Below are 21792 nucleotides of genomic sequence, written 5' to 3' on the forward strand. Positions count from 1 at the left end.
ACCCGACTTTGTCACAAGGAGTGACCATGACCACCCTGGAAGAGCTCAGCACCCCGACCACCGGCTCGCAGCGCGTCAAGCGCGGCCTGGCCGAGATGCTCAAGGGCGGCGTCATCATGGACGTCGTCACCCCCGATCAGGCGAAGATCGCCGAGGATGCCGGCGCCGTCGCCGTCATGGCGCTCGAGCGGGTCCCCGCGGACATCCGCGCACAGGGCGGCGTCTCGCGGATGAGCGACCCGGACATGATCGACGGCATCATCGACGCCGTCTCGATCCCGGTGATGGCGAAGGCGCGCATCGGGCACTTCGTCGAGGCGCAGGTGCTGCAGGAGCTGCGCGTGGACTACATCGACGAGTCCGAGGTGCTCTCCCCGGCGGACTACGTCAACCACATCGACAAGTGGCAGTTCACCGTCCCCTTCGTGTGCGGGGCGACCAACCTCGGCGAGGCCCTGCGCCGCATCACCGAGGGTGCGGCGATGATCCGCTCCAAGGGCGAGGCCGGCACCGGCGACGTCTCGGAGGCGATGAAGCACATCCGCAAGATCCGCGGTGAGATCGCCGCCCTGCAGTCGCTGGCCAAGGATGAGCTGTACGTCGCCGCCAAGGAGCTGCAGGCGCCGTACGACCTGGTCGCCGAGGTCGCCGAGACCGGCAAGCTGCCCGTCGTGCTGTTCGTCGCCGGCGGCGTGGCTACGCCCGCGGATGCCGCGATGATGATGCAGCTGGGCGCGGACGGCGTGTTCGTGGGCTCGGGCATCTTCAAGTCCGGCGACCCCGTCGCGCGGGCCGCCGCCATCGTGAAGGCGACCACGTTCTACGACGACCCGAAGGTGATCGCCGACGTGTCGCGAGGGCTGGGCGAGGCGATGGTCGGCATCAACGTCTCCGACCTGCCGGCGCCGCACCGGCTCGCCGAGCGTGGCTGGTAACCCCCGGGTCGGCGTCCTCGCGCTGCAGGGCGACGTGCGCGAGCACGCCGCCCTGCTCGCCGGGCTCGGCGCCGACGTCGTGGCGGTGCGCCGGCCGCAGGAGCTCGCCGGCGTGTCCGGGCTGGTCATCCCCGGCGGCGAGTCGACCGTGATCGACAAGCTCTCCCGCATCTTCGGCCTGCAGCAGCCCATCCGCGACGCGATCCGCGACGGGATGCCGGTGCTCGGCACGTGCGCGGGCTTGATCATGCTCGCCGACACGGTGCGGGACGCCATCGAGGGGCAGCAGACCTTCGGCGGGCTCGACGTCGTCGTGCGCCGCAACGCCTTCGGACGGCAGACCGAATCGTTCGAGGCCGAGCTGGACGTGCCGGCGCTCGGCCCGGCGCCGGTGCACGCGGCGTTCATCCGCGGCCCGGTCGTGGAATCCGTCGGACCCGCCGCCACCCCGCTCGGCGCGCTCGAGGACGGGCGGGTCGTCGCGGTCGAGCAGGGCGGCCTGATCGGGCTGAGCTTCCATCCGGAGATCTCCGGGGAGACCCGGTTCCACCGCCGCTTCCTGGATCACGTCCACGCGCGCCGGACCGGCCCCGTCCCCGCGGCGCTCACGCGCGCAGGGCGCTGAGCTCCGCGGTCGCCGGCGGCGTCGACCGCCCGAGCGGGCCCCGCGGCCGCCGGACGAGGCGCCGTCGCGGACGCATAGAATGGACGACGCCCTCTTTCCGAACGGGGGCGGAACACACGAGCGGAGAGATATGTCCGGGCACTCCAAGTGGGCGACGACCAAGCACAAGAAGGCCGTCATCGACGCGCGCCGCGCGAAGTCGTTCGCCACGCTCATCAAGAACATCGAGGTCGCCGCGAAGCTCGGCGGGCCCGACCTGGCCGGCAACCCGACGCTCTACGACGCCGTCCAGAAGGCGAAGAAGACCTCGGTCCCCAACGACAACATCGACCGCGCGATCAAGCGCGGCGCCGGCATCGGCGGCGAGGCCGTCGAGTACCAGAACATCACGTACGAGGGGTACGGCCCCTCCGGCGTCGCCCTGATGATCGAGGTGCTCACCGACAACAAGAACCGCGCCGCCGCCGAGGTGCGCACCGCGCTCAGCCGCAACGGCGGCACGCTCGCCGACCCGGGCTCGGTGGCCTACAACTTCAGCCGCAAGGGCGTCATCGTCGTCTCCGGCGAGGGCACCACCGAGGACGACGTGATGATGGCCGCGCTCGAGGCGGGCGCGGAGGAGATCGAGCCGCACGCCCAGGGGTTCGAGGTCATCACCGACCCGTCGAACATGGTCGAGGTGCGCAAGGCGCTGCAGGAGGCGGGCCTCGACTACGAGTCCGCCGACGTCGAGTTCGTGCCGAACCTGAAGGTGGAGATCGACGCCGACACCGCCCGCAAGGTGTTCCGGCTCATCGACGCCCTCGAGGACAGCGACGACGTGCAGAACGTCTACAGCAACTTCGACTTGTCTCCCGAGGTGCAGGCGGAACTCGAGACCGACGACGAGTGACGCGTCTGGTCGCTTCGATCGCTCGCTCGACGACCGGTGGCATCGCGAATCGCGCGCTGCTGTGACGCTGCCCGCGCGTCCTCGACGTGACGCCGGCGGGCGCGCATAGCCTGGGGGAGTGACCTCCCTGCGCGTTCTCGGCATCGACCCGGGCCTCACCCGCTGCGGCGTCGGCATCGTCGACGTCGACCGGTCGCGCCGCGTGACGCTGGTGCACGTCGGGGTGGTGCGCACGCCGGCGGATGCCGACATCTCGGTGCGTCTGGCCCGCGTCGCGGCCGGCATCCGAGCCGTGATCGAGGAGCACCGCCCGCAGGCCGTCGCAGTCGAGCGGGTGTTCGCCCAGCACAACGTGCAGACCGTGATGGGCACCGCCCAGGCATCCGGCGTCGCCCTGCTCGTCGCCGCCGAGGCCGGGCTGCCCGCGCAGACCCACACCCCGAGCGAGGTGAAGGCCGCCGTCACCGGCTACGGCTCGGCCGACAAGCGCCAGGTGCAGTCGATGATCGCGCGGATCCTGCGCCTGGACGCCGCGCCGCAGCCCGCGGACGCCGCCGACGCCCTCGCGATCGCGCTGTGCCACGCGTGGCGGCAGGGCTCCGCGTCCGCTCCCGGCTCCGGCGCGCTCACCCCCGCGCAGCGGGCCTGGGCCGAAGCGGAGCGTGTCGCTCGAACGTATGTACGACCTGCTCGTTAGGCTATACCCATGATCTCCTCCCTGCGCGGCACGGTGCTGCACACCGCCTCCGACCACGTCATCGTCGAGACCGGCGGTGTCGGGTTCGCCGTGTTCGTCCCCGGCGACGTCGCACACACCGCGATCGTGGGGGAGCAGCTGCAGCTGCACACCAGCCTGATCGTGCGCGAGGACGCCCTGACGCTGTACGGGTTCGCCGACCGCGACGAGCTGGAGATCTTCGGGCAGCTGCTCAGCGTCACCGGCGTCGGCCCCAAGTCGGCGCTGGGGGTGCTCTCGCACCTCACCGTCGACCAGATCGCCGAGGCGGTGGGCGGCGAGGACGACGCGCCGTTCCGGCGGGTCTCCGGCATCGGCCCGAAGACCGCCAAGCTGATCGTCGTCCAGCTCGCGGGCAAGGTGCGGCCCCGCGTCGCCTCCGCTCCGGCACCGGCCGCCGTCTCCTCGGTCACCGAGCAGGTCGCCGCCGCCCTCGTCGGGCTGGGCTGGTCGGAGAAGGTCGCCGCCGAGGCCGCCGCGCAGACCGCGCAGGACGCGACGGATGCCGAACGCGAGTCCGTGTCCGCACTGCTGCGCCGCACCCTGGCGGCGCTGGGGCCGGGGGCGCAGCGTGTCTGAGGCGCGCGACGCGGCCGAGCCGCTGGACGAGACCGAGCTGGCGATCGAGGGCGCGCTGCGGCCCTCGAGCCTGGGCGAGTTCGTCGGGCAGCCGAAGGTGCGCGGCCAGCTGCAGCTGCTGCTCGAGGCCGCCCGCATCCAGGAGCGCCCGGCCGACCACATTTTGCTCGCCGGCCCTCCGGGCCTGGGCAAGACCACGCTGGCGATGATCGTCGCGCACGAGAGCCGGCGCCCGCTGCGCCTGTCCAGCGGTCCGGCCATCCAGCACGCCGGCGACCTGGCGGCCCTGCTGTCCAGCCTCACCCCCGGCGAGGTGCTGTTCATCGACGAGATCCACCGCATGGCCCGCTCCGCGGAGGAGATGCTGTACCTGGCGATGGAGGACTTCCGCATCGACATCATGGTCGGGAAGGGCGCCGGCGCCACCAGCATCCCGCTCGACCTCGCACCGTTCACGCTCGTCGGCGCCACCACGCGCTCGGGCCTGCTGCCCAATCCGCTGCGCGACCGTTTCGGCTTCACCGGTCATCTGGAGTACTACGGCGAGGACGAGCTGGAGCGCGTGATCGCCCGCTCCGCCACCGTGCTGGGCGTGTCGCTGCCCACCGACGCCCTCGCCGAGATCGCGCGGCGCTCCCGCGGCACTCCGCGCATCGCCAACCGGCTGCTGCGGCGGGTGCGCGACTACGCGCTCGTGCACGGTCAGGGCGCCTCGGCGACCCTCGCCGACGTCCGCGCGGCCCTCGAGCTCTATGACGTCGACGCGATCGGCCTCGACCGCCTCGACCGCGCCGTGCTCGACGCCCTGGTCCACCGCTTCCGCGGCGGGCCGGTCGGGCTGAGCACCCTGGCGGTCGCCGTGGGCGAGGAGGCCGAGACGGTGGAGAGCGTCGTGGAGCCGTACCTGGTGCGGATCGGATTCCTCGGTCGCACCCCCCGCGGACGCATCGCCATGCCCGAGGCGTACGCGCATCTCGGCGTGCCACGCGCCGAGGGGGCGGCATTGTTCGATGACCTATAATCGCTGAAGGCTTCCCGCCCCCTCCGCACCGCCGCGCACGGCGGTCGCCCTTCGAAAGGCTCCATCCTCATGGAAATCATCCTCTTCGGCCTGCTCGCCGTGATGCTCGTGTTCATGTTCGTCAACACCCGCAAGCGGCAGAAGCAGATGAAGGCCGAGCAGGAGGAGAAGGCGGCCAAGTCCGTCCCCGGCGCGCGCGTCCTCCTGCAGGGCGGCCTGTACGGCACCATCGTCGAGTACGACGCGGTCGACCTGGACAAGCCGGCCCGCATCGAGATCGCCCCCGGCGTCGTGATCGACGTGCACAGCCAGGCGATCCTGCGCATCGTCGAGCCGACGGATGCCGTCGCGGGCACGACCGCCGCGGACGCGACCCTCGCGGACGACGCGGACGCGACTGTCACCGCCGAGGCCGGTGCCGCCGCCCCGGTGATCGAGGACGAGGCGCGACCGGCCGACGCCGCGCCGTCGCGACCGGAGACGCCGGAGGAGACCCGCGCCCGGCTGGAGCGCGACGGCGACATCTGACGCGGATCTGATCCTCGGAAAGCGGGACTTCGTGGCAACATCCTCTCCGGTCCGCCATGCCTGGCGGGTCCTCCTCGGCCTGCTCCTGGTCACAGCGGCGCTGTTCGGCGTGAACGCGCTGGGCGTGCACGTGTTCGGCAAGAGCTCGTGGACGCCCGAGCTGGCCCTCGACCTGCAGGGCGGCACCCAGATCATCCTGGGCGCCCAGACCGAGGACGGGGCCGACCCCAGCCAGGAGCAGCTGGACCAGGCCGCCGCGATCATCCGCCAGCGCGTCGACGCCTCCGGCGTCGGCGAGTCCGACATCACCACCGAGGGCGGACGCAACATCGTCGTCCAGGTGCCCGGCGCGGTGGACGACGAGACCCGGGCGCGGATCCAGGCATCCGCGCAGCTGGAGTTCCGCGCCGTGCTCGCGGCCACCGACGCCGCCACCGAGTTCGTCGGCGAGGACGGCAACGCCACGCCGTACCCCACGCCGGCCGACACCATGAACGCGGTCCCCACGCCCGAGCCCACCGACGCCAGCGACCCGGCGTGGGCGACCGAGCGCGTGCAGGCCGAGTTCCTCTCCCACGACTGCTCCGCCGAGCGCGACCCCGCCGAGGCCCCGAAGGACCAGCCGCTGGTGGCCTGCGACCCCACCGGCCAGGTCAAGTACCTCCTCGGCCCGGCCGAGCTGGACGGCTCCGTCATCGACGACGCCGTCGCCGGCCGCGACCCCACCTCGGGCGCGTGGACCGTGCAGCTCACGCTCGACGAGAAGGGCACCGAGGTCTTCGGCGACATCAGCGTCCGCCTGAACCAGAACCGGATCGCCGGCCTCACCCCGCGCGACCAGTTCGCCTTCGTGCTGGACGGCACCGTCATCTCCGCCCCGCGCATGGAGGCGGCGATCATGAACGGCCGCCCGAGCATCTCCGGGTCGTTCACCCAGGAGTCGGCCACGGTCCTCGCCGACCAGCTGCGCTACGGCGCACTGCCGCTGAGCTTCACCGTGGAGAGCTCCGACACCATCTCGGCGACGCTCGGGTCGCAGCAGCTGCAGATCGGCCTGATCGCCGGCCTCATCGGCCTCGCCCTCGTCGCCGTCTACTCGCTGCTCAGCTACCGCGCCCTCGGCTGGGTGATCATCGCGTCCATCGCGGTGATGGGGGTGCTGACCTACATCATCGTCTGCATCCTCGCCTGGCGGATGGGCTTCCGCTTGTCGCTCGCCGGCGTCGCGGGTCTGATCGTGTCGATCGGCTTCACCGCCGACTCGTTCATCGTCTACTTCGAGCGCATCCGCGACGAGCTGCGCGACGGCAAGTCGGTCACCGCCGCCGTCGAGGACGGCTGGGGGCGCGCGAAGCGCACCATCTACATCTCGAAGTCGATCAACGTGCTGGCCGCGGTCGTGCTGTACATCCTCGCCGACGCCACCGTGAAGGGCTTCGCGTTCACGCTGGGCCTGACCACGCTCATCGACGTGTTCATCTTCGTGATCTTCACGCATCCGGTGATGCAGCTGCTGGTGCGCACCCGTTTCTTCGGCGGCGGGCACCGCCTCTCCGGTCTCGACCCGGAGTCGCTCGGCGCCGTGTACCGGGGCCGCTCGCAGTACCGCGCCGTCGCCACCGGCCCGGCCGGGCGCGCGGCCCGCAACAAGGCCTCCCGCGCGGAGGCCGACCGGCGCCAGACCATCGCCGAGCGCAAGCGCGCCGAGGCTCTCGCCGCACAGGGCGCGGATGCCGGAAAGGACCGGGACGCCTGATGTTCTCCATGAACGAGTTCGGCAACAAGCTCTACTCCGGGAAGGTGTCCTTCCCGTTCGTCGCGAAGCGGCGGCTGTGGTTCCTCATCGCGATCCTGCTCGTGGTCGGCTCCGCCCTGGTGCCGCTGATCCGCCCCATCCAGTTCTCGATCGAGTTCACCGGCGGCTCGCAGTTCACCGTGCAGGCGCCGGAGAGCACGGACCAGGGCCGCGCGACGGATGCCGTGCGCTCGATCGTCCCCGAGGCGACCACCAAGGTGGTCATCGTCGGCGGCCGCGACGTGCGGGTGCAGACCGATCAGATGAGCCCGGAGGAGACGCAGCAGGTCGCCGCGGCCCTCGCCGAGGCGTACGACGTCCCCGCCGACGAGGTGGCGAACTCGTTCATCGGCCCGGCGTGGGGTGAGAACGTCACGCGCCAGTCGCTGTGGGGCCTGGCGATCTTCCTCGCCCTCACCTTCCTGATCCTGGCGATCTACTTCCGCACCTGGAAGATGTCGGCGGCAGCCATCATCGGCCTGCTGGACGTGCTCGTGATCACGATCGGCGTCTACGCGCTGGCCGGCTTCGAGATCTCGCCCGCCGCGGTGATCGGCTTCCTGACGATCCTCGCCTATTCGCTGTACGACACCACCGTCGTGTTCGACAAGATCCGCGAGAACACCACCGAGGACGGCGAGCAGAGCAGCCGCACCTTCGGCGAGTCGGTGAACCTCGCGGTGAACCAGACCCTGATCCGCTCGATCAACACCTCGGTCGTGGCCGCGCTGCCGGTCGGCGCGATCCTGTTCATCGGCGCGTTCTGGCTGGGCGCGGAGACGCTCACCGACATCTCGCTGTCGATCTTCGTCGGCATCATCGTGGCCACCTACTCCACGCTGTTCGTCGCTGCGCCGCTGTACTCGCTGCTGCGGGAGAGGGAGCCCGCCATCGCGGAGCGGGACGCGAAGGTCCTCGAGGCGCGGCGTCCGGCCGCCCGCGTCTGATGGGAGCGGGGATCCGCGCCCGGGCCCCGCGTAGGATGTTCTGATCCGGGGAGGTGAACGGCATGGCGGATTCGCAGACGACGTCGCAGGGTTCGAGCCTGCGCCGGCTGGTGCCGCGCATCTTCTCGCGCGCCCCGCGCGTCAACGACCTCGACAACCTGATCCGCACCGTCCGGGCCAACCACCCCCGCGGCGACCTGCCGATCATCGAGCGCGCCTACGCGGTGGCGAAGGAGAAGCACTCCGGCCAGTTCCGCCAGAGCGGTGAGCCGTACATCACGCATCCGCTCGCCGTGGCGCAGATCCTCGCCGAGCTCGGGCTGGGGCCGCGCGCGATCGCCGCGGCCCTGCTGCACGACACCGTGGAGGACACCGGCTACGCCCTCGCCGAGCTGACCGCCGAGTTCGGCGACGAGGTGGCGATGCTGGTCGACGGCGTCACCAAGCTCGACAAGGTGAAGTACGGCGAGAGCGCCCAGGCCGAGACGGTCCGCAAGATGATCGTGGCGATGTCGAAGGACATCCGCGTGCTCCTGATCAAGCTCGCCGACCGGCTGCACAACGCCCGCACCTGGGGCTTCGTGCCGCCGGAGAAGGCGGCGAAGAAGGCCAAGGAGACGCTGGAGATCTACGCCCCGCTGGCGCATCGCCTCGGCATCCAGACGATCAAGTCGGAGCTGGAGGACCTGTCCTTCGCGGTGCTGCATCCGAAGATCTACGCCGAGATCAACAGCCTCATCGCGCAGCGCACCCCGCAGCGCGAGAAGTACCTGCAGCAGGTGATCGAGGCGATCGACGACGACCTGCGTGAGCTCCGCATCCGCGGCAAGGTGGTCGGCCGCCCCAAACAGCTGTACTCGGTGTACCAGAAGATGGTCGTCCGCGGCCGCGAGTTCGACGACATCTACGACCTCATCGGCATCCGCGTGCTGGTGAACTCCGTGCGCGACTGCTACGCCGTGCTGGGGGCGATCCACGCGCGGTGGACGCCGCTGCCGGGCCGGTTCAAGGATTACATCGCCACCCCGAAGTTCAACCTGTACCAGTCGCTGCACACCACGGTGATCGGCCCCGGCGGTCGCACCGTGGAGATCCAAATCCGCACGCACGAGATGCACCAGCAGGCGGAGTTCGGCGTCGCCGCGCACTGGATGTACAAGGAGCGGGTGAACGGCGGCAAGGTGGAGGCGCGGGCCACCGACACGGACATGGCCTGGCTGGCGCACATCTCGGACTGGCAGGCGGAGACCGCCGACCCGAGCGAGTTCCTGGACTCGCTACGCTTCGAGATCGGCGCCAAGGAGGTCTACGTCTTCACGCCGAAGGGCCGGGTGATCGGGCTGCCCGCCGGCGCCACACCGGTGGACTTCGCGTACGCGGTGCACACCGAGATCGGCCACCGCACCATGGGGGCCAAGGTCAACGGCCGTCTGGTGCCGTTGGAGTCGGAGCTGCGCAGCGGCGACGTCGTGGAGGTGTTCACCTCCAAGAACCCGGATGCCGGACCCAGCCAGGACTGGCTGAGCTTCGTGAAGAGCACCAGGGCGCGGAACAAGATCCGCGGCTGGTTCACGAAGGAGCGGCGCGAAGAGGCCATCGAACAGGGCAAGGAGGCCATCGCCCGGGCGATGCGCCGGCAGAACCTGCCTCTGCAGCGCCTGATGAGCCAGGAGTCCTTCGCCGAGGTCGCGCATCAGCTGAAGTACGAGGACGTCTCCGCGCTGTACGCCGCGGTCGGCGAGGGGCACGTGTCGACGCAGTCCGTGCTCGAGAAGGTGACCGCCCTCGTCTCCGCGTCGGAGGACACCAGCACCGGCGCCATCCAGCTGCCAGGGCGGATGCCCGCGCGCGAGCCGCGCGGCGGCGACTCCGGGGTGCTCGTGCGCGGCGCCTCGGACATCCTCGTCAAGCTCGCCCGCTGCTGCACCCCGGTGCCCGGCGATCCCATCGTCGGCTTCGTCACCCGCGGCAGCGGCGTGTCCGTGCACCGCGCGGACTGCGTGAACGTGAAGGCCCTCGGCGAGCAGACCGACCGCTTCGTCGAGGTGGAGTGGGCGCCGACCACGAAGAGCGTGTTCCGGGTTCAGATCCAGGTGGAGGCACTCGACCGCGCCGGCCTGCTCTCCGATGTGACGCGCGTGCTCAGCGAGCACCACGTGAACATCCTCTCGGCCACCGTCTCGACCACCGAGGAGCGCCTCGCCCTCAGCCGATTCGTGTTCGAGATGGGCGACGCGGTGCACCTGGACCGGGTGCTGAACGCGGTGCGGCGCATCGACGCCGTATACGACGTCTACCGGGTCACCACGTCCTGATCCCGGCGCCGGCGGTGACCTCGTCCAGCAGGGTCAGGGCGGCGCGGCGGCCCGGATGCTTGCGGTGCGCCGCGATGCGGGCGCGCACCGTCTCCGCGACGCCGGGGGAGAGGGCGAGCACGGCGCGCAGCCACGGCACGTGCTCCGGATGCCGCGGCGCGGCCAGGGCGAGTTCCAGAGCGCAGGCGTCGAGGGTGGCGACGGCGATGCCGCCGATCGTCGTGACGTCCTCCGGCGGCAGCAGCACGTCGTGGTGCACGACGCGCCCCGACGGCGGCGTGCGCAGCCGCACGGCGCTGGTGCGGCGCACGTGGTGCACGGCCGGCGGCCGGTCGCCGGCGCCGTGCACCCACGCGGCGCTGGGCCCGCAGGCCGCGGTCCGCGGCGGCACCAGCTCCGCGATGCCGGTGGCTCGGGCATCCGGCCCCTCCACGGTGTCGGCCGGCATGTAGCCCTCGCCGACCTCGACCACGTGCCCGTCCAGCCGGGCTGCGGTGAGCTCGGGCAGGGTCAGCCGGATGCCGGGGCGGTAGAACAGCGCAGGGTGCATGCACACAGTGTGGGCCGTGCGCTCCCGCCAGGGGAGGGCACGGCCCACACTGTGGATAACGCCGGCCGGCACGGCGCTCAGCCGCCGAGGGCGCTGAGCCAGGCGCGACGGGCGGCCAGCGCCTCGGTCGCCTCCTTGATCGCCTTGGCGTCGCCGGCCTTCTCGGCCGCGGCGAGCTCCGCCTCGAGCTTCTCGATGGCCTCGATCAGCTGGGCGCTCATGTCGTTCGCGCGCGCCTTGGTCTCGGGGTTGTTGCGCTTCCAGTCGACGTCCTCACGCGCTTTCAGCTCCTGCTCGATGACGCGGAGGCGGTCGTCGAGGGCGCGCTCCTTCTCGCGCGGGAAGATCCGCCCGACCTCGTCCCACTGGCGCTGGATGCGGGTGAGCAGCGCGCGGGCGCGCTTCAGGTTCTTCTCCTCGCCGACGGCCTTGGCCTCCTCGAGCAGCGCCTCGCGGGCCGCGATCTTCGGGGCGGAGTCCGCCTCCTCGGCGGCGGCCTGCTCGGCGCGCGCGGCGTAGAGGGCGTCGCCGGCGGCCTTGAACCGGGCCCACAGCGCGTCGTCGACCTTGCGCCCCGCGCGACCGGCGGCCTTCCACTCGTCCAGGAGCGCACGGTAGGCCGGGATGGCGTCCACACCGCGCGGCGCCAGGGCCTCGGCCTTCTCGACGAGCCGGGTCTTCGCGTCGCGGGCGGCCTTGTGCGTCTCGTCCAGCTCGGAGAAGAACGCACGCCGCGCCTTGTCGACGGTGGCGCGCGCGTCGCGGAAGCGCTTCCACAGCTGCTGCGCGACGCCCTTGGGCAGCCGCGGACCGTTCTGCTGGTGGGCCTGCCACTGCTCGAACAGCGCCGCCATCTCGGCGGTGACCTGCTTCCACTGCACCTTGGCCAGATCGCGGGCGGCGATCTCCTCCGCCTTCTCGGCGATCGCGGTCCGCTCGGCGATCGCGGCGTCGAGCGCCTCCTTCGCAGCCTGGGCCTCCTGTGCGGTGGCCTCGGCCAGCGAGGAGATCAGCGCCTCGGTGCGGGTGCGCAACCCGGCCAGGTCGCCCACGGCGGCTGCGCCGTTGATCTCGCCGAGCAGGTGGGTGGCTTGCTTGGACAGGTCGGATGCCGAGGCGCCGCCGCCCTGCGCGCGGGTCTCAAGGGTGCCGAGCTTGAGCGCGAGGTCGTCGTACTTGCGCCCGAAGTAGGCGAGCGCCTCCTCGGGGGTGCCGTCCGGGTACTGGCCGACCGGCCGCCAGTCGTCGCCGTCGCGCACCTCGACCGTGCCGTCCTCGGCGACGCGGCCCCACTTCTCGACGTCGGCGTTCGTCGGGGCGACCGCGGCCGCGGGAGGGACGACCGGGGCTGCCGCCTTGCGCGGCATCGGGACGCGGGGAGGAGCGGGAACACGCGGAGGAGCGGGCACCGGCGGTCCCGGAACCGGAGGCGCCGGCTTCGCCTTCGCGTCGTCCGCGTCGTCCTTCGCCGGGTCCGCGTCGTCCTTCGCCGGGTCCGCGTCGTCCTTCGCCGGGTCGGCGAGCGCCGGCTCCGACGATGCGGCGTCGGCGCTCGGCTCCTGAGCGGCGGCAGCGTCGGTGCTCGGAGCGTCGGTGCTCGGGACCTCGGTGCTCGGAACCTCGGCGTTCGTCGGCGCGGGGGTGGCGGACTCGGGGGTGGCGGACTCGGGGGTGGACGGCTCAGTGGCAGACACGGTGTGCTCCTTGCGCGGGGATGCCGCGGAGGGGGTAAGGACGGAGTTCAGCCTAGTACGACGCATCCGCGCCGGTCGCGTGTCCGGAGGGCGCACGCTCACACCGTCGTTATCGGTTTGCGAGGAGAACGTTCGCTCGGCGTAACGCGACGCGGCCGGTTCGGGACACATCGCGCTCCTACCGTCGGGAGCAGTCGCATCCCCGACGTGAGGAGCCGCAGTGACCGTGCAACAGCCTGCCGAGATCGTCGTCGCCGGAGCCGGGATGGTCGCCCACCGGTTCGTGGAGAGCCTGCTCAGCCGCGACGCCGCCGTCCGCGTCACGGTGGTCGGCGAAGAGCCCCTGGGCCCGTACGACCGGGTCGGTCTGACCGGGTTCCTCGACGGCGCCACCGTCGACGACCTGGCCCTCGACCCGGCGGTGTTCGACGACGACCGGGTGACGCTGCTCACCGGGGAGCGCGTGCAGCGCATCGACCGCCGCGATGCGCACGCCGTGACGCGCTCCGGCCGCCGCCTCCGCTACGACACCCTGGTGCTCGCCACCGGCTCGTCCGCCGCGCGCGTCGCCGTTGATGGCGCCGACCTGCCGGGCTGCTTCGTCTACCGCACCCTGGACGACGTCCGCGGCCTGCGGGACTTCGTGCGCCGCCGCGGCGCCGAGCTCGGCCGGCCGCTGCGCGGCGCCGAGATCGGCGGCGGCCTGCTCGGACTGGAGGCGGCGGGCGCGCTGCAGGGCCTCGGCGTCGACTGCACCGTCGTGCAGTACTCGGACCGGCTGATGTCGGCGCAGCTCGACCCCGCCGCCGGGCGGATGCTGCGCCGGCTGATCGAGGCGCGCGGCATCGCCGTGCGGACGGAGGCGCGCACCACCCGGCTCGACCCGGACGCCTCCGGCCAGGTCACCGGGCTCGAGTTCCAGGACGGCAGCCTGCACGAGGCCGACGTCGTCGTCTTCACCGTCGGTGTGCGGCCCCGCGATGAGCTCGCCCGGGAGGCCGGACTCGCCGTGCACCCGCGCGGCGGCGTCCTCATCGACGAACACTGCACCACCAGCGACCGGCGCATCCTCGCCATCGGCGAAGTGGCCTGCTTCGAGGGCAGGACGGTCGGGCTGGTCGCGCCCGGGTACGCGATGGCGGAGGTCGCCGCGAGCCGGCTTCTCGGCGGCGACGCCCGGTGTTCGTCGACACGGTGACCGCGAAGGCGGCGGCGATGGTGAGCAGCGCCGCGCCCATGAACGAGCGGATCAGCGTGTCGCGGGCGGACATCTGGATCTTGTAGGCGCCGGCGTCGACCATGCGGGTGACGAGATCGGCGGGCTTGACGTAGGACACGGAACCTCCACGGGTCGGGTGGACTGGCGTGAGTCCAGCGTCGCCCGGCCGCGTTTCGGGAAAGCGCCGCCGGCGTTACGCCCGTGAAGCGATCCGCTCACATCCGCCGCGGTGCGGTGTGAGGGGAAGGGGCCCGTCGTCCGGTGTCAGTCGTCCAGCGTCTGCGTCGGCAGCGGCGTCGGCCCGTCGCTGGGCGCGTTCGGCAGGGTCGGCACCGTCGTGGGCTCCGTCGTCGGCGCGACGCTCGGCGCGGGCGTGCCGCTCGGCGACGGGTCCGGCGCGGGGGCGGTGACCTGCGCGTGGATCACCTGGCTGACCAGGGCGCCGATCACGATCGCGCCCCCGGCGGCGACGGCGATCACGGTGTCGCGGTGGCGACGGCGCAGTCGGCTGTCGTGCCAGTCCTTGCGTGCCGCGTACAGCCGGGCGCGCTCGGCCTCTTCCCGTGCCCGCTGCGCACTCCGGGAACCGCGTACCGCCATCGTCGACCCTCCTGCATCCGGTGCATCCGACGTCTGCGAGCCTACCGCCGCCTCCGCGCGGATCCCGTGTCCGCGGCCCGCACTAGCCTGGGATGCATGTCCTCCGCGCCCCTGATGTCCGGTCAGACGCCGCTGGCCGTGCGGATGCGGCCGGTCTCCCTGGACGAGGTCGCCGGCCAGCGCCACCTGCTCCGCTCGGGCTCGCCGATCGTCGCCCTCGCCGACCCGGCCGCCACGGCTCCCGGCGCGGTCTCGATCATCCTGTGGGGCCCGCCGGGCACCGGCAAGACGACGCTCGCCCAGGCGATCGCGCGCTCCTCGGGGCGCCGGTTCGTCGAGCTCTCCGCCATCACCGCCAGCGTCAAGGACGTGCGCGAGGTGATGCAGGAGGCGATCACCCAGCGCGATCTGTACGGCCAGTCCACCATCCTCTTCCTGGACGAGATCCACCGGTTCACCAAGGCTCAGCAGGATGCGCTGCTGCCCGGCGTGGAGAACGGCTGGGTCATCCTCATCGCGGCCACCACGGAGAACCCGTCGTTCTCGGTGATCTCGCCGCTGCTGTCCCGGTCGCTGCTGCTGACCCTGCAGCCGCTCACGGACGACGACATCGGCGTGCTCATCGATCGCGCGGTCACCGACCCGCGCGGGCTCGGCGGAGCCGTGACGGTGTCCGCCGAGGCGCGCGCGGCGCTCATCCGGCTCGCCTCCGGCGACGCCCGCCGTGCCCTCACCGGGCTGGAGGCGGCGGCAGCGGTCGCGCAGTCCGCCGAGGGGCACGACGGCGGCGCGCAGGAGACCGACGAGGACGATGAGGACGATGAGGACGACGGCGTCCCCGTGGTCACCGCCGACCACGTCGCGCAGGCGGTCGACCGGGCGCTGCTGCGGTACGACCGGCAGGGCGACGAGCACTACGACGTGATCAGCGCGTTCATCAAGTCGATCCGCGGCTCGGACCCGGATGCCGCCCTGCACTACCTGGCCCGCATGGTCGAGGCGGGGGAGGACCCGCGGTTCATCGCGCGCCGCCTGGTGATCTCCGCCGCCGAGGACATCGGTCTGGCCGATCCGCACGCGCTCGTGATCGCGAACGCCGCGGCCGACGCCGTCGCGTTCATCGGGATGCCCGAGGGCCGCATCCCGCTGGCGGAGGCGACGGTCTACCTCGCCACCACGGCGAAGTCGAACGCGGCGTATCTGGGCATCGACGCGGCGATCGCCGACGTCCGGGCGGGCGGGTTCGGCCGGGTCCCTGTGCACCTTCGGGACGCGCACTATCCCGGGGCGAAGCGCCTCGGGCACGGCCGCGGCTACCGCTACCCGCACGACAGCGATGTGGGCGTGCTGCCGCAGCAGTACCTCCCCGACGAACTGGACGGCCGGCGCTACTACAACCCGAAGCCGCTGGGCGCCGAGCGCGACGTCGCCGCCCGGCTGGAGCGCATCCGCCGCATCCTCGGCGATCGCTGAGATCCGGTCTGTTAGACTTGATCGGCTCGAAACCGTGTTTTCGGGCATCCCCTCGCTCACCCCACACCGTTCCGGCGCCCCGGCGTGCGCCGGAAGGCAGAGCGGGGGAGATACGCCCGTGAGACGCGAGAGACGCGTCCACGTCATGGAAGGAATGCTTCGTGGTCACGAAGTCCCAGGACCGCCGCAAGGTCCGTCTTAGCCGCGCCCTCGGCGTGGCCCTCACCCCGAAGGCCGCCCGCTACCTGGAGAAGCGTCCCTACGCTCCGGGCGAGCACGGCCGCACCAAGCGCAAGGCCGACAGCGACTACGCCGTCCGTCTGCGTGAGAAGCAGCGTCTGCGTGAGCAGTACGGCATCCGCGAGAAGCAGCTGCGCATCGCGTTCAACGAGGCCCGCCGCAAGGACGGCCTGACCGGTGAGAACCTGGTCGAGCTGCTCGAGATGCGTCTGGACGCCCTCGTGCTCCGTGCCGGCTTCGCCCGCACCACCGCGCAGGCCCGTCAGCTGGTCGTGCACCGTCACATCCTCGTCGACGGCCAGATCGTGGACCGCCCCTCGTTCCGCGTGAAGCCGGGTCAGCTGATCCACGTCAAGGCCAAGAGCGAGAGCCTCGAGCCGTTCCAGGTCGCCGCCGCCGGCGGTCACGCCGAGGTGCTGCCGCCGGTCCCGGGCTACCTCGAGGTCGAGCTGGACAAGCTGCAGGCCCGCCTGGTCCGCCGCCCGAAGCGCGTCGAGGTCCCCGTGGTCTGCGACGTGCAGCTGGTCGTCGAGTACTACGCGGCTCGCTGACGCGTCGAGCTTCCAACGCTCAGGAGAGGCGCCGGTACCCCCGGCGCCTCTCTCCGTTTCCGCATACGATGGAGGAACCGCGCCATCGCGCGGAGACGAGGATGACGACATGAAGAACGTGCTGTGGTTCCTGATCGGCGTGATCGGCGGCTTCGTCGCCGCCCACTTCATGAACAAGGACCCCCGCGGCCAGGAGCTCTTCGCCGAGATCGACGCGCGCATCGCGGAGTTCACCGGCATCCTCGGCGAGGCGTACCGCGCGCAGGAGGCCCGCCTCACCGATGCGCCGGCCCCGGCATCCGCACCCGCCGTGACGCCCGCGGCGACGGCATCCGACGACTGATCACCCCGAGACACCCCGCGTCCGTGCCCGCGGACGCGACTTCACCACGCAAGGACACCCACGAGCCCCATGAGAACCGCGGAGATCGCGCAGCGCTACCTCGCCTACTTCGAGAAGAACGACCACGTCATCGTGCCTTCCGCCTCCCTGGTGAGCGATGACCCGTCGCTGCTGTTCACGGTCGCAGGCATGGTGCCCTTCATCCCGTACCTCACCGGCGTCGTCCCCGCCCCGCACCCGCGGATCGCGGACCTGCAGAAGTGCATCCGCACGAACGACATCGAAGAGGTCGGCAAGACCGCCCGGCACGGCACCTTCTTCCAGATGCTGGGCAACTGGTCCTTCGGCGACTACTTCAAAGAGGGTGCGATCCGCTACGCCTGGGAGCTGCTGACCACCTCCGAGACGGACGGCGGGCTCGGCTTCGACGAGAAGGACCTCTGGGTCACCGTGTACGAGACCGACGACGAGGCGGAGGCCATCTGGCGCGACGTCATCGGCGTGCGTCCGGACCGCATCCAGCGGCTGGGTCGCGCCGACAACTACTGGAACACCGGTCAGCCCGGTCCCGGCGGCCCCGACTCCGAGATCTTCTTCGACCGCGGCCCCGCGTACGGCCGCGACGGCGGCCCGGCGGTGGACGACTCCCGGTTCCTGGAGATCTGGAACCTCGTGTTCATGCAGGACTTCATCGAGAACGTCCGCGGCAAGACCGAGTTCGACATCGTGGGGGAGCTGCCCCAGAAGAACATCGACACGGGCATGGGCCTGGAGCGCGTCGCGTTCCTGAAGCAGGGCGTCGAGAACATGTACGAGACCGACCAGGTCCGCCCCGTGCTCGACCGGGCCGTGGAGCTGTCCGGCCGTCGCTACGGCGCCGTGCACGAGGACGACGTCCGCTTCCGCGTGATCGCCGACCACGTCCGCTCCTCGCTGATGCTGCTCTCCGACGGCGTGCGTCCGTCGAACGAGGGCCGCGGCTACATCCTGCGCCGCCTGATGCGCCGCACCGTGCGCGCCATGCGCCTGCTCGGCGTGGACGAGCCGACCTTCCCCGAGCTGTTCGCGGCGTCGAAGGACGCCATGAAGTCCGCCTACCCGGTGCTGGAGAAGGACTGGTCCACGCTCTCCGCCGCCGCGTTCGCCGAGGAGGAGACGTTCCGGCGCACGCTGGCGCAGGGCTCGACCATCCTCGACCTCGCCCTGGACGAGACGAAGAAGAGCGGGGCGAAGACCCTCAGCGGCTCCGAGGCGTTCCTGCTGCACGACACCTACGGCTTCCCGATCGATCTCACCCTGGAGGTCGCCGAGGAGGCCGGTCTGAGCGTCGACCGCGCCGCCTTCGACAGCCTGATGCAGGAGCAGCGCGCCCGCGCCAAGGCGGATGCCCGCAGCCGCAAGCGCCAGCTCGCCGACGTGTCCGTGTACCGCGAGCTGCGCGCCCTGGGCGAGACCACCTTCGCCGGTTACACCGACCTGGAGACCGAGTCGAGCGTGCTCGGCATCATCGTGGACGGCCGCCCCGCGCCGAGCGCGTCGGAGGGCGATGTCGCCGAGGTCATCCTCGCCGAGACGACGCTGTACGCCGAGTCGGGCGGACAGGTGGCCGACAAGGGCGCCATCGTCGGCGCCGGGTTCGAGCTCGATGTGCTGGACGTGCAGCGCCCCGTGCCCGGGCTGATCAGCCACACCGTGCACGTCAGCTCCGGCACGGTTGCGGTGGACGACCGCGCCACCACCGTGGTGGACGCCGCGAACCGCCGCGCCGCGCGCCAGGCGCACTCGGCCACGCACCTCGTGCACGCCGCGCTGCGCGACACCCTGGGCCCGACCGCGACCCAGGCCGGTTCGCTCAACCGCGCCGGGTACATGCGCTTCGACTTCACCTGGTCGCAGCCGCTGTCGGCGGAGACCCGCTCCGAGATCGAGGACATCACGAACAGGGCCGTTCAGGACGCCCTCGAGGTGACCACCCGCATCGTCACCCTGGACGAGGCGAAGGCCGCGGGCGCCATGGCGCTGTTCGGCGAGAAGTACGGCGACGTGGTGCGCATGGTCGACATCGGCGGCCCGTGGTCGCGCGAGCTGTGCGCGGGAACGCACGTGTCGACGAGCGCCGAGATCGGCGTGGTGAGCCTGGTCGGGGAGTCGTCGGTGGGCGCGTCGAACCGGCGCATCGAGGCGCTGGTCGGCCAGGACGCGTTCCGCGAGCTCGCCGCTGAGCGCAGCATCGTGTCGCAGCTGACCGCCGCGCTGAAGACGCCGCGCGACCAGCTGCCCGCCCGCATCGAGGAGCTCGCCGCGAACCTGAAGGCGGCGGAGAAGCGGATCGCCCAGTTCGAGGCCAAGGAGCGCGAGGGCCGCGTGCCCGCGCTGGCCGAGGCCGCCGAGACCGTCGGCGGCTTCCGCGTCGCGCGGGCCGCGCTCGGTGAGGTCGGCTCGGCCGACGATGTGCGCACGCTCGCGCTGAGCGTGCGGGAGCGCCTCGGCGCGGATGCCGCGGTCGTGGCGTTCGGCGGCACGGCGAACGGCCGGCCGATCGTCGTGGTCGCGACGAACGAAGCCGCGCGCGGCAAGGGTGCGAAGGCCGGCGCGCTGGTGCGCGTCGCCGCCGGTGTGCTCGGCGGCGGCGGCGGCGGCCGCGACGACGTCGCGCAGGGCGGCGGCACGGATGCCGGTGCGCTGGACGCGGCACTCGAGGCCATCGCCGCGGAGCTGCGCGCCGCGTGAGCGGGTTCCGGCGCGGCATCCGTCTCGGCGTCGACGTCGGGAAGGCCCGTGTGGGCGTGTCCCGCTGCGACCCGGACGGCATGCTCGCCGTTCCGGTCGAGACCGTGCCGCGCTCGGAACGGTCGATCGCGCGCCTCGCGGAGCTCGCCGCGGAGTGGGAGCCGATCGAGATCGTGGTCGGCCTGCCGGTGAACCTGCGCGGCGAGGAGACGCCGTCGACGGCGGATGCCCGCGGCTTCGCCGGGGAGCTCGCGGCGGCCGTGTCCGCGCCGGTGCGCCTGGTGGACGAGCGGCTCAGCACGGTGAGCGCGCATTCGGCGCTCAGATCCTCCGGGAGAACTCAGCGGAACTCTCGTAGCATTGTCGATCAGGTCGCCGCGGTGGTGCTGCTGCAGCACGCGGTCGACACCGAGAAGAGCACCGGCCGCCCGCCCGGTGAGACGATCCGCTTCGACGAGGAGCCGCGCACCGATGCCTGAACCCGACAGGTCCGCAGACAAGGCCGCCGGCGGCGACCTCTTCGATCGGCTGCCCACCGCCTCGCCGTCGCTGCCGAAGCCGGAGCGCCCGTCCGCGCCTGCGCCCGGCTCGCGGCGCGCCGCCCGCGAGGCGCGACGAGCCGCCGCTGCCACGCAGCGCGCGGCCGCCGACGCGCATCGCACGACGCCGGCACCCGCCGAGACGCATCGCAGCGCGCCCGCTTCCGGGCAGGCGGATGCCTCCAGCGCCCGGCCGCGCCGGTCGACGCACATCCCGATGGGCGCCCGACAGGCGGGGGAGACACCCCTGGACGACGAGCACCGCGGCGACGAGCACCGCGACGACGAGCACCGCGACCCTGTCCCCGAGCACCGCGGCGATGAGCACGGCGATCACGCCGACCGCGACGACGCCGCGCACGCCGGACTCGAGGCGCTGTTCGCCCCGGAGCAGCACCGCGAGGTGCCGCGCAAGAGCCGCCGGCGCGGCTGGATCGTGGCGCTCATCGTGGTCCTCGTCCTCGGCGGCGGCATCGCCGCGGGCGGCGCCTGGGTGTGGAGCAGCTTCGGCGATCGGATCAGCGACGCGCTCGGCTGGGGCGAGCCGAAGGACTACGAGCCCGGCCAGGCTCACGGCGAGGCGCTGATCACGATCGAGGAGGGCGACACCGGGCGCTCGGTGTCCTCGGCGCTGCACGAGGCCGGCGTCACCAAGACCGACGCGGTCTTCTACGACTGGCTGATCGCCGAGAACGTGTCGATCACCTTCCACCCCGGGGTCTACAAGCTGCAGAAGCAGATGACCGCCGCGGCCGCCGCGGAGGCCCTGCAGGATCCGGCCACCCGCATGGAGAACAGCGTGCGGATCCCCGAGGGCGGCACCGTCCAGTCCTCGCTGCCCCTGATCGCCGAGGGCGTCGGCATCCCGCTCGCCGATCTCGAGGCCGCCGTGGCGGACCCGAGCGTGTACGGCGTCACCGCACAGAGCCTCGAGGGCTGGCTGTTCCCGGCCGTGTACACCTTCGATCCGAGCGTCACCGCGCAGGACGTGATCGCCCGGATGGTCGAGCGCACCCGCGAGTCGCTGGCCGCCGCGGGCGTGCCCGACGCCGAGGCGCACCGCGTGCTCACGATCGCCTCGATCATCGAGCGCGAGGCGCGCACGGCCGACTTCGCGAAGGTGTCCCGCGTGATCCGGAACCGCCTGGATCAGGGCATGAAGCTGCAGATGGACTCCACGGCCCAGTACGGCTACGGGGAGCTGCACGCCGGATCGGCGAGCACGTCCGAGGAGGCGCAGTTCGACGCGAACCCGTGGAACACGTACGTCATCGACGGCCTCCCGGCCGGCCCGATCGCGAACCCGGGCGATGCGGCGATCGATGCGGCGATGCATCCGGCCGACGGCCCGTGGCTGTACTTCGTCACCGTCAACATGGACACCGGCGAGACGCGGTTCTCCGAGAGCTACGAACAGCACCAGCAGGGCATCCGCGAGATGCAGGAATGGTGCAGCGCGCATCCCGACTCCGGCTGCTGA

20 protein-coding genes are annotated in these 21792 nt (G+C 71.9%); 17 read left to right on the top strand and 3 right to left on the bottom strand.

What is annotated here, in order from left to right:
• Window positions 1–26 precede the first annotated feature (26 nt).
• From pdxS to JRG78_RS06425, 10 genes are all read left to right on the top strand, one after another.
• Entirely contained in the window at window positions 27–935 is a 909-nt protein-coding gene (pdxS, locus tag JRG78_RS06380) for a pyridoxal 5'-phosphate synthase lyase subunit PdxS (protein ID WP_272653207.1), read from the top strand.
• Window positions 925–1560 (top strand): pyridoxal 5'-phosphate synthase glutaminase subunit PdxT, encoded by a 636-nt coding sequence (gene pdxT / locus JRG78_RS06385; protein ID WP_259605904.1) that lies wholly within the window; start codon window positions 925–927, stop codon window positions 1558–1560. The genes pdxS and pdxT overlap by 11 nt, the downstream gene beginning before the upstream one ends.
• Before the next feature lie 130 nt (window positions 1561–1690).
• Entirely contained in the window at window positions 1691–2452 is a 762-nt protein-coding gene (locus JRG78_RS06390; RefSeq protein ID WP_272653208.1) for a YebC/PmpR family DNA-binding transcriptional regulator, read from the top strand.
• Window positions 2453–2570: 118 nt separating this feature from the next.
• Window positions 2571–3149: a crossover junction endodeoxyribonuclease RuvC gene (gene ruvC, locus JRG78_RS06395; RefSeq protein WP_259605906.1), complete on the top strand. Its 579-nt coding sequence runs from the start codon at window positions 2571–2573 to the stop codon at window positions 3147–3149.
• Window positions 3150–3158: 9 nt separating this feature from the next.
• Window positions 3159–3767 (top strand): Holliday junction branch migration protein RuvA, encoded by a 609-nt coding sequence (ruvA, locus tag JRG78_RS06400; protein ID WP_259605907.1) that lies wholly within the window; start codon window positions 3159–3161, stop codon window positions 3765–3767.
• The gene (gene ruvB / locus JRG78_RS06405) at window positions 3760–4788 is read left to right on the top strand and encodes a Holliday junction branch migration DNA helicase RuvB (protein ID WP_259605908.1); all 1029 of its coding nucleotides are present in this window, start codon (window positions 3760–3762) and stop codon (window positions 4786–4788) included. The genes ruvA and ruvB overlap by 8 nt, the downstream gene beginning before the upstream one ends.
• Before the next feature lie 69 nt (window positions 4789–4857).
• The gene (locus JRG78_RS06410) at window positions 4858–5316 is read left to right on the top strand and encodes a preprotein translocase subunit YajC (protein ID WP_259605909.1); all 459 of its coding nucleotides are present in this window, start codon (window positions 4858–4860) and stop codon (window positions 5314–5316) included.
• A gap of 31 nt (window positions 5317–5347) precedes the next feature.
• Window positions 5348–7072 (top strand): protein translocase subunit SecD, encoded by a 1725-nt coding sequence (secD, locus tag JRG78_RS06415; protein ID WP_259605910.1) that lies wholly within the window; start codon window positions 5348–5350, stop codon window positions 7070–7072.
• Window positions 7072–8058, top strand: coding sequence for a protein translocase subunit SecF (gene secF, locus JRG78_RS06420; protein WP_259605911.1), 987 nt, complete (start codon window positions 7072–7074; stop codon window positions 8056–8058). The genes secD and secF overlap by 1 nt, the downstream gene beginning before the upstream one ends.
• Window positions 8059–8120: 62 nt before the next feature.
• Complete coding sequence (locus JRG78_RS06425) at window positions 8121–10373, top strand: RelA/SpoT family protein (protein ID WP_259605912.1); 2253 nt, start codon at window positions 8121–8123, stop codon at window positions 10371–10373.
• On the opposite strand, the gene JRG78_RS06430 is transcribed toward JRG78_RS06425, so the two are convergent.
• Window positions 10360–10923 carry a hypothetical protein gene (locus JRG78_RS06430; protein WP_259605913.1) on the bottom strand — a complete coding sequence of 188 codons (564 nt, stop codon included), beginning with the start codon at window positions 10921–10923 and terminating at the stop codon, window positions 10360–10362. The genes JRG78_RS06425 and JRG78_RS06430 overlap by 14 nt on opposite strands.
• A gap of 77 nt (window positions 10924–11000) precedes the next feature.
• Window positions 11001–12617, bottom strand: a complete 1617-nt coding sequence (locus tag JRG78_RS06435) for a DUF349 domain-containing protein (RefSeq protein ID WP_336297671.1) — start codon at window positions 12615–12617, stop codon at window positions 11001–11003.
• Between the two features lie 220 nt (window positions 12618–12837).
• Between JRG78_RS06435 and JRG78_RS06440 the strand changes: the two genes are divergently transcribed.
• Window positions 12838–13815, top strand: a complete 978-nt coding sequence (locus JRG78_RS06440; protein WP_432806390.1) for an NAD(P)/FAD-dependent oxidoreductase — start codon at window positions 12838–12840, stop codon at window positions 13813–13815.
• A 285-nt stretch (window positions 13816–14100) separates the two neighbouring features.
• Here the strand turns inward: JRG78_RS06440 and JRG78_RS06450 are convergent, their stop codons facing one another.
• On the bottom strand, window positions 14101–14436 hold the full coding sequence (locus tag JRG78_RS06450; RefSeq protein WP_272653209.1) for a hypothetical protein: 336 nt from the start codon (window positions 14434–14436) through the stop codon (window positions 14101–14103).
• Window positions 14437–14532: 96 nt separating this feature from the next.
• Between JRG78_RS06450 and JRG78_RS06455 the strand changes: the two genes are divergently transcribed.
• From JRG78_RS06455 to mltG, 6 genes are all read left to right on the top strand, one after another.
• A complete protein-coding gene (locus JRG78_RS06455) occupies window positions 14533–15909 on the top strand; it encodes a replication-associated recombination protein A (protein ID WP_272653210.1) in 1377 nt (458 codons plus the stop codon).
• Window positions 15910–16070: 161 nt separating this feature from the next.
• On the top strand, window positions 16071–16700 hold the full coding sequence (gene rpsD, locus JRG78_RS06460) for a 30S ribosomal protein S4 (protein WP_259605916.1): 630 nt from the start codon (window positions 16071–16073) through the stop codon (window positions 16698–16700).
• 109 nt (window positions 16701–16809) lie between these two features.
• Window positions 16810–17043 carry a hypothetical protein gene (locus tag JRG78_RS06465; protein ID WP_272653211.1) on the top strand — a complete coding sequence of 78 codons (234 nt, stop codon included), beginning with the start codon at window positions 16810–16812 and terminating at the stop codon, window positions 17041–17043.
• Window positions 17044–17112: 69 nt separating this feature from the next.
• Window positions 17113–19773 (top strand): alanine--tRNA ligase, encoded by a 2661-nt coding sequence (alaS, locus tag JRG78_RS06470; protein ID WP_272653212.1) that lies wholly within the window; start codon window positions 17113–17115, stop codon window positions 19771–19773.
• Window positions 19770–20252 (top strand): Holliday junction resolvase RuvX, encoded by a 483-nt coding sequence (gene ruvX, locus JRG78_RS06475; protein ID WP_259605919.1) that lies wholly within the window; start codon window positions 19770–19772, stop codon window positions 20250–20252. The genes alaS and ruvX overlap by 4 nt, the downstream gene beginning before the upstream one ends.
• Window positions 20245–21792: an endolytic transglycosylase MltG gene (gene mltG, locus JRG78_RS06480; RefSeq protein ID WP_272653213.1), complete on the top strand. Its 1548-nt coding sequence runs from the start codon at window positions 20245–20247 to the stop codon at window positions 21790–21792. The genes ruvX and mltG overlap by 8 nt, the downstream gene beginning before the upstream one ends.

The organism is Microbacterium sp. EF45047 (assembly GCF_028472845.1).
Lineage (GTDB): Bacteria > Actinomycetota > Actinomycetes > Actinomycetales > Microbacteriaceae > Microbacterium > Microbacterium neungamense.

Coding starts and splice junctions, on each gene's coding strand:
- pdxS (WP_272653207.1), top strand. CDS start 27: ATGACCACCCTGGAAGAGCTCAGCACCCCGACCACCGGCTCGCAGCGC.
- JRG78_RS06390 (WP_272653208.1), top strand. CDS start 1,691: ATGTCCGGGCACTCCAAGTGGGCGACGACCAAGCACAAGAAGGCCGTC.
- ruvA (WP_259605907.1), top strand. CDS start 3,159: ATGATCTCCTCCCTGCGCGGCACGGTGCTGCACACCGCCTCCGACCAC.
- JRG78_RS06410 (WP_259605909.1), top strand. CDS start 4,858: ATGGAAATCATCCTCTTCGGCCTGCTCGCCGTGATGCTCGTGTTCATG.
- secF (WP_259605911.1), top strand. CDS start 7,072: ATGTTCTCCATGAACGAGTTCGGCAACAAGCTCTACTCCGGGAAGGTG.
- JRG78_RS06425 (WP_259605912.1), top strand. CDS start 8,121: ATGGCGGATTCGCAGACGACGTCGCAGGGTTCGAGCCTGCGCCGGCTG.
- JRG78_RS06430 (WP_259605913.1), bottom strand. CDS start 10,923: ATGCACCCTGCGCTGTTCTACCGCCCCGGCATCCGGCTGACCCTGCCC.
- JRG78_RS06450 (WP_272653209.1), bottom strand. CDS start 14,436: ATGGCGGTACGCGGTTCCCGGAGTGCGCAGCGGGCACGGGAAGAGGCC.
- JRG78_RS06455 (WP_272653210.1), top strand. CDS start 14,533: ATGTCCTCCGCGCCCCTGATGTCCGGTCAGACGCCGCTGGCCGTGCGG.
- JRG78_RS06465 (WP_272653211.1), top strand. CDS start 16,810: ATGAAGAACGTGCTGTGGTTCCTGATCGGCGTGATCGGCGGCTTCGTC.
- alaS (WP_272653212.1), top strand. CDS start 17,113: ATGAGAACCGCGGAGATCGCGCAGCGCTACCTCGCCTACTTCGAGAAG.
- mltG (WP_272653213.1), top strand. CDS start 20,245: ATGCCTGAACCCGACAGGTCCGCAGACAAGGCCGCCGGCGGCGACCTC.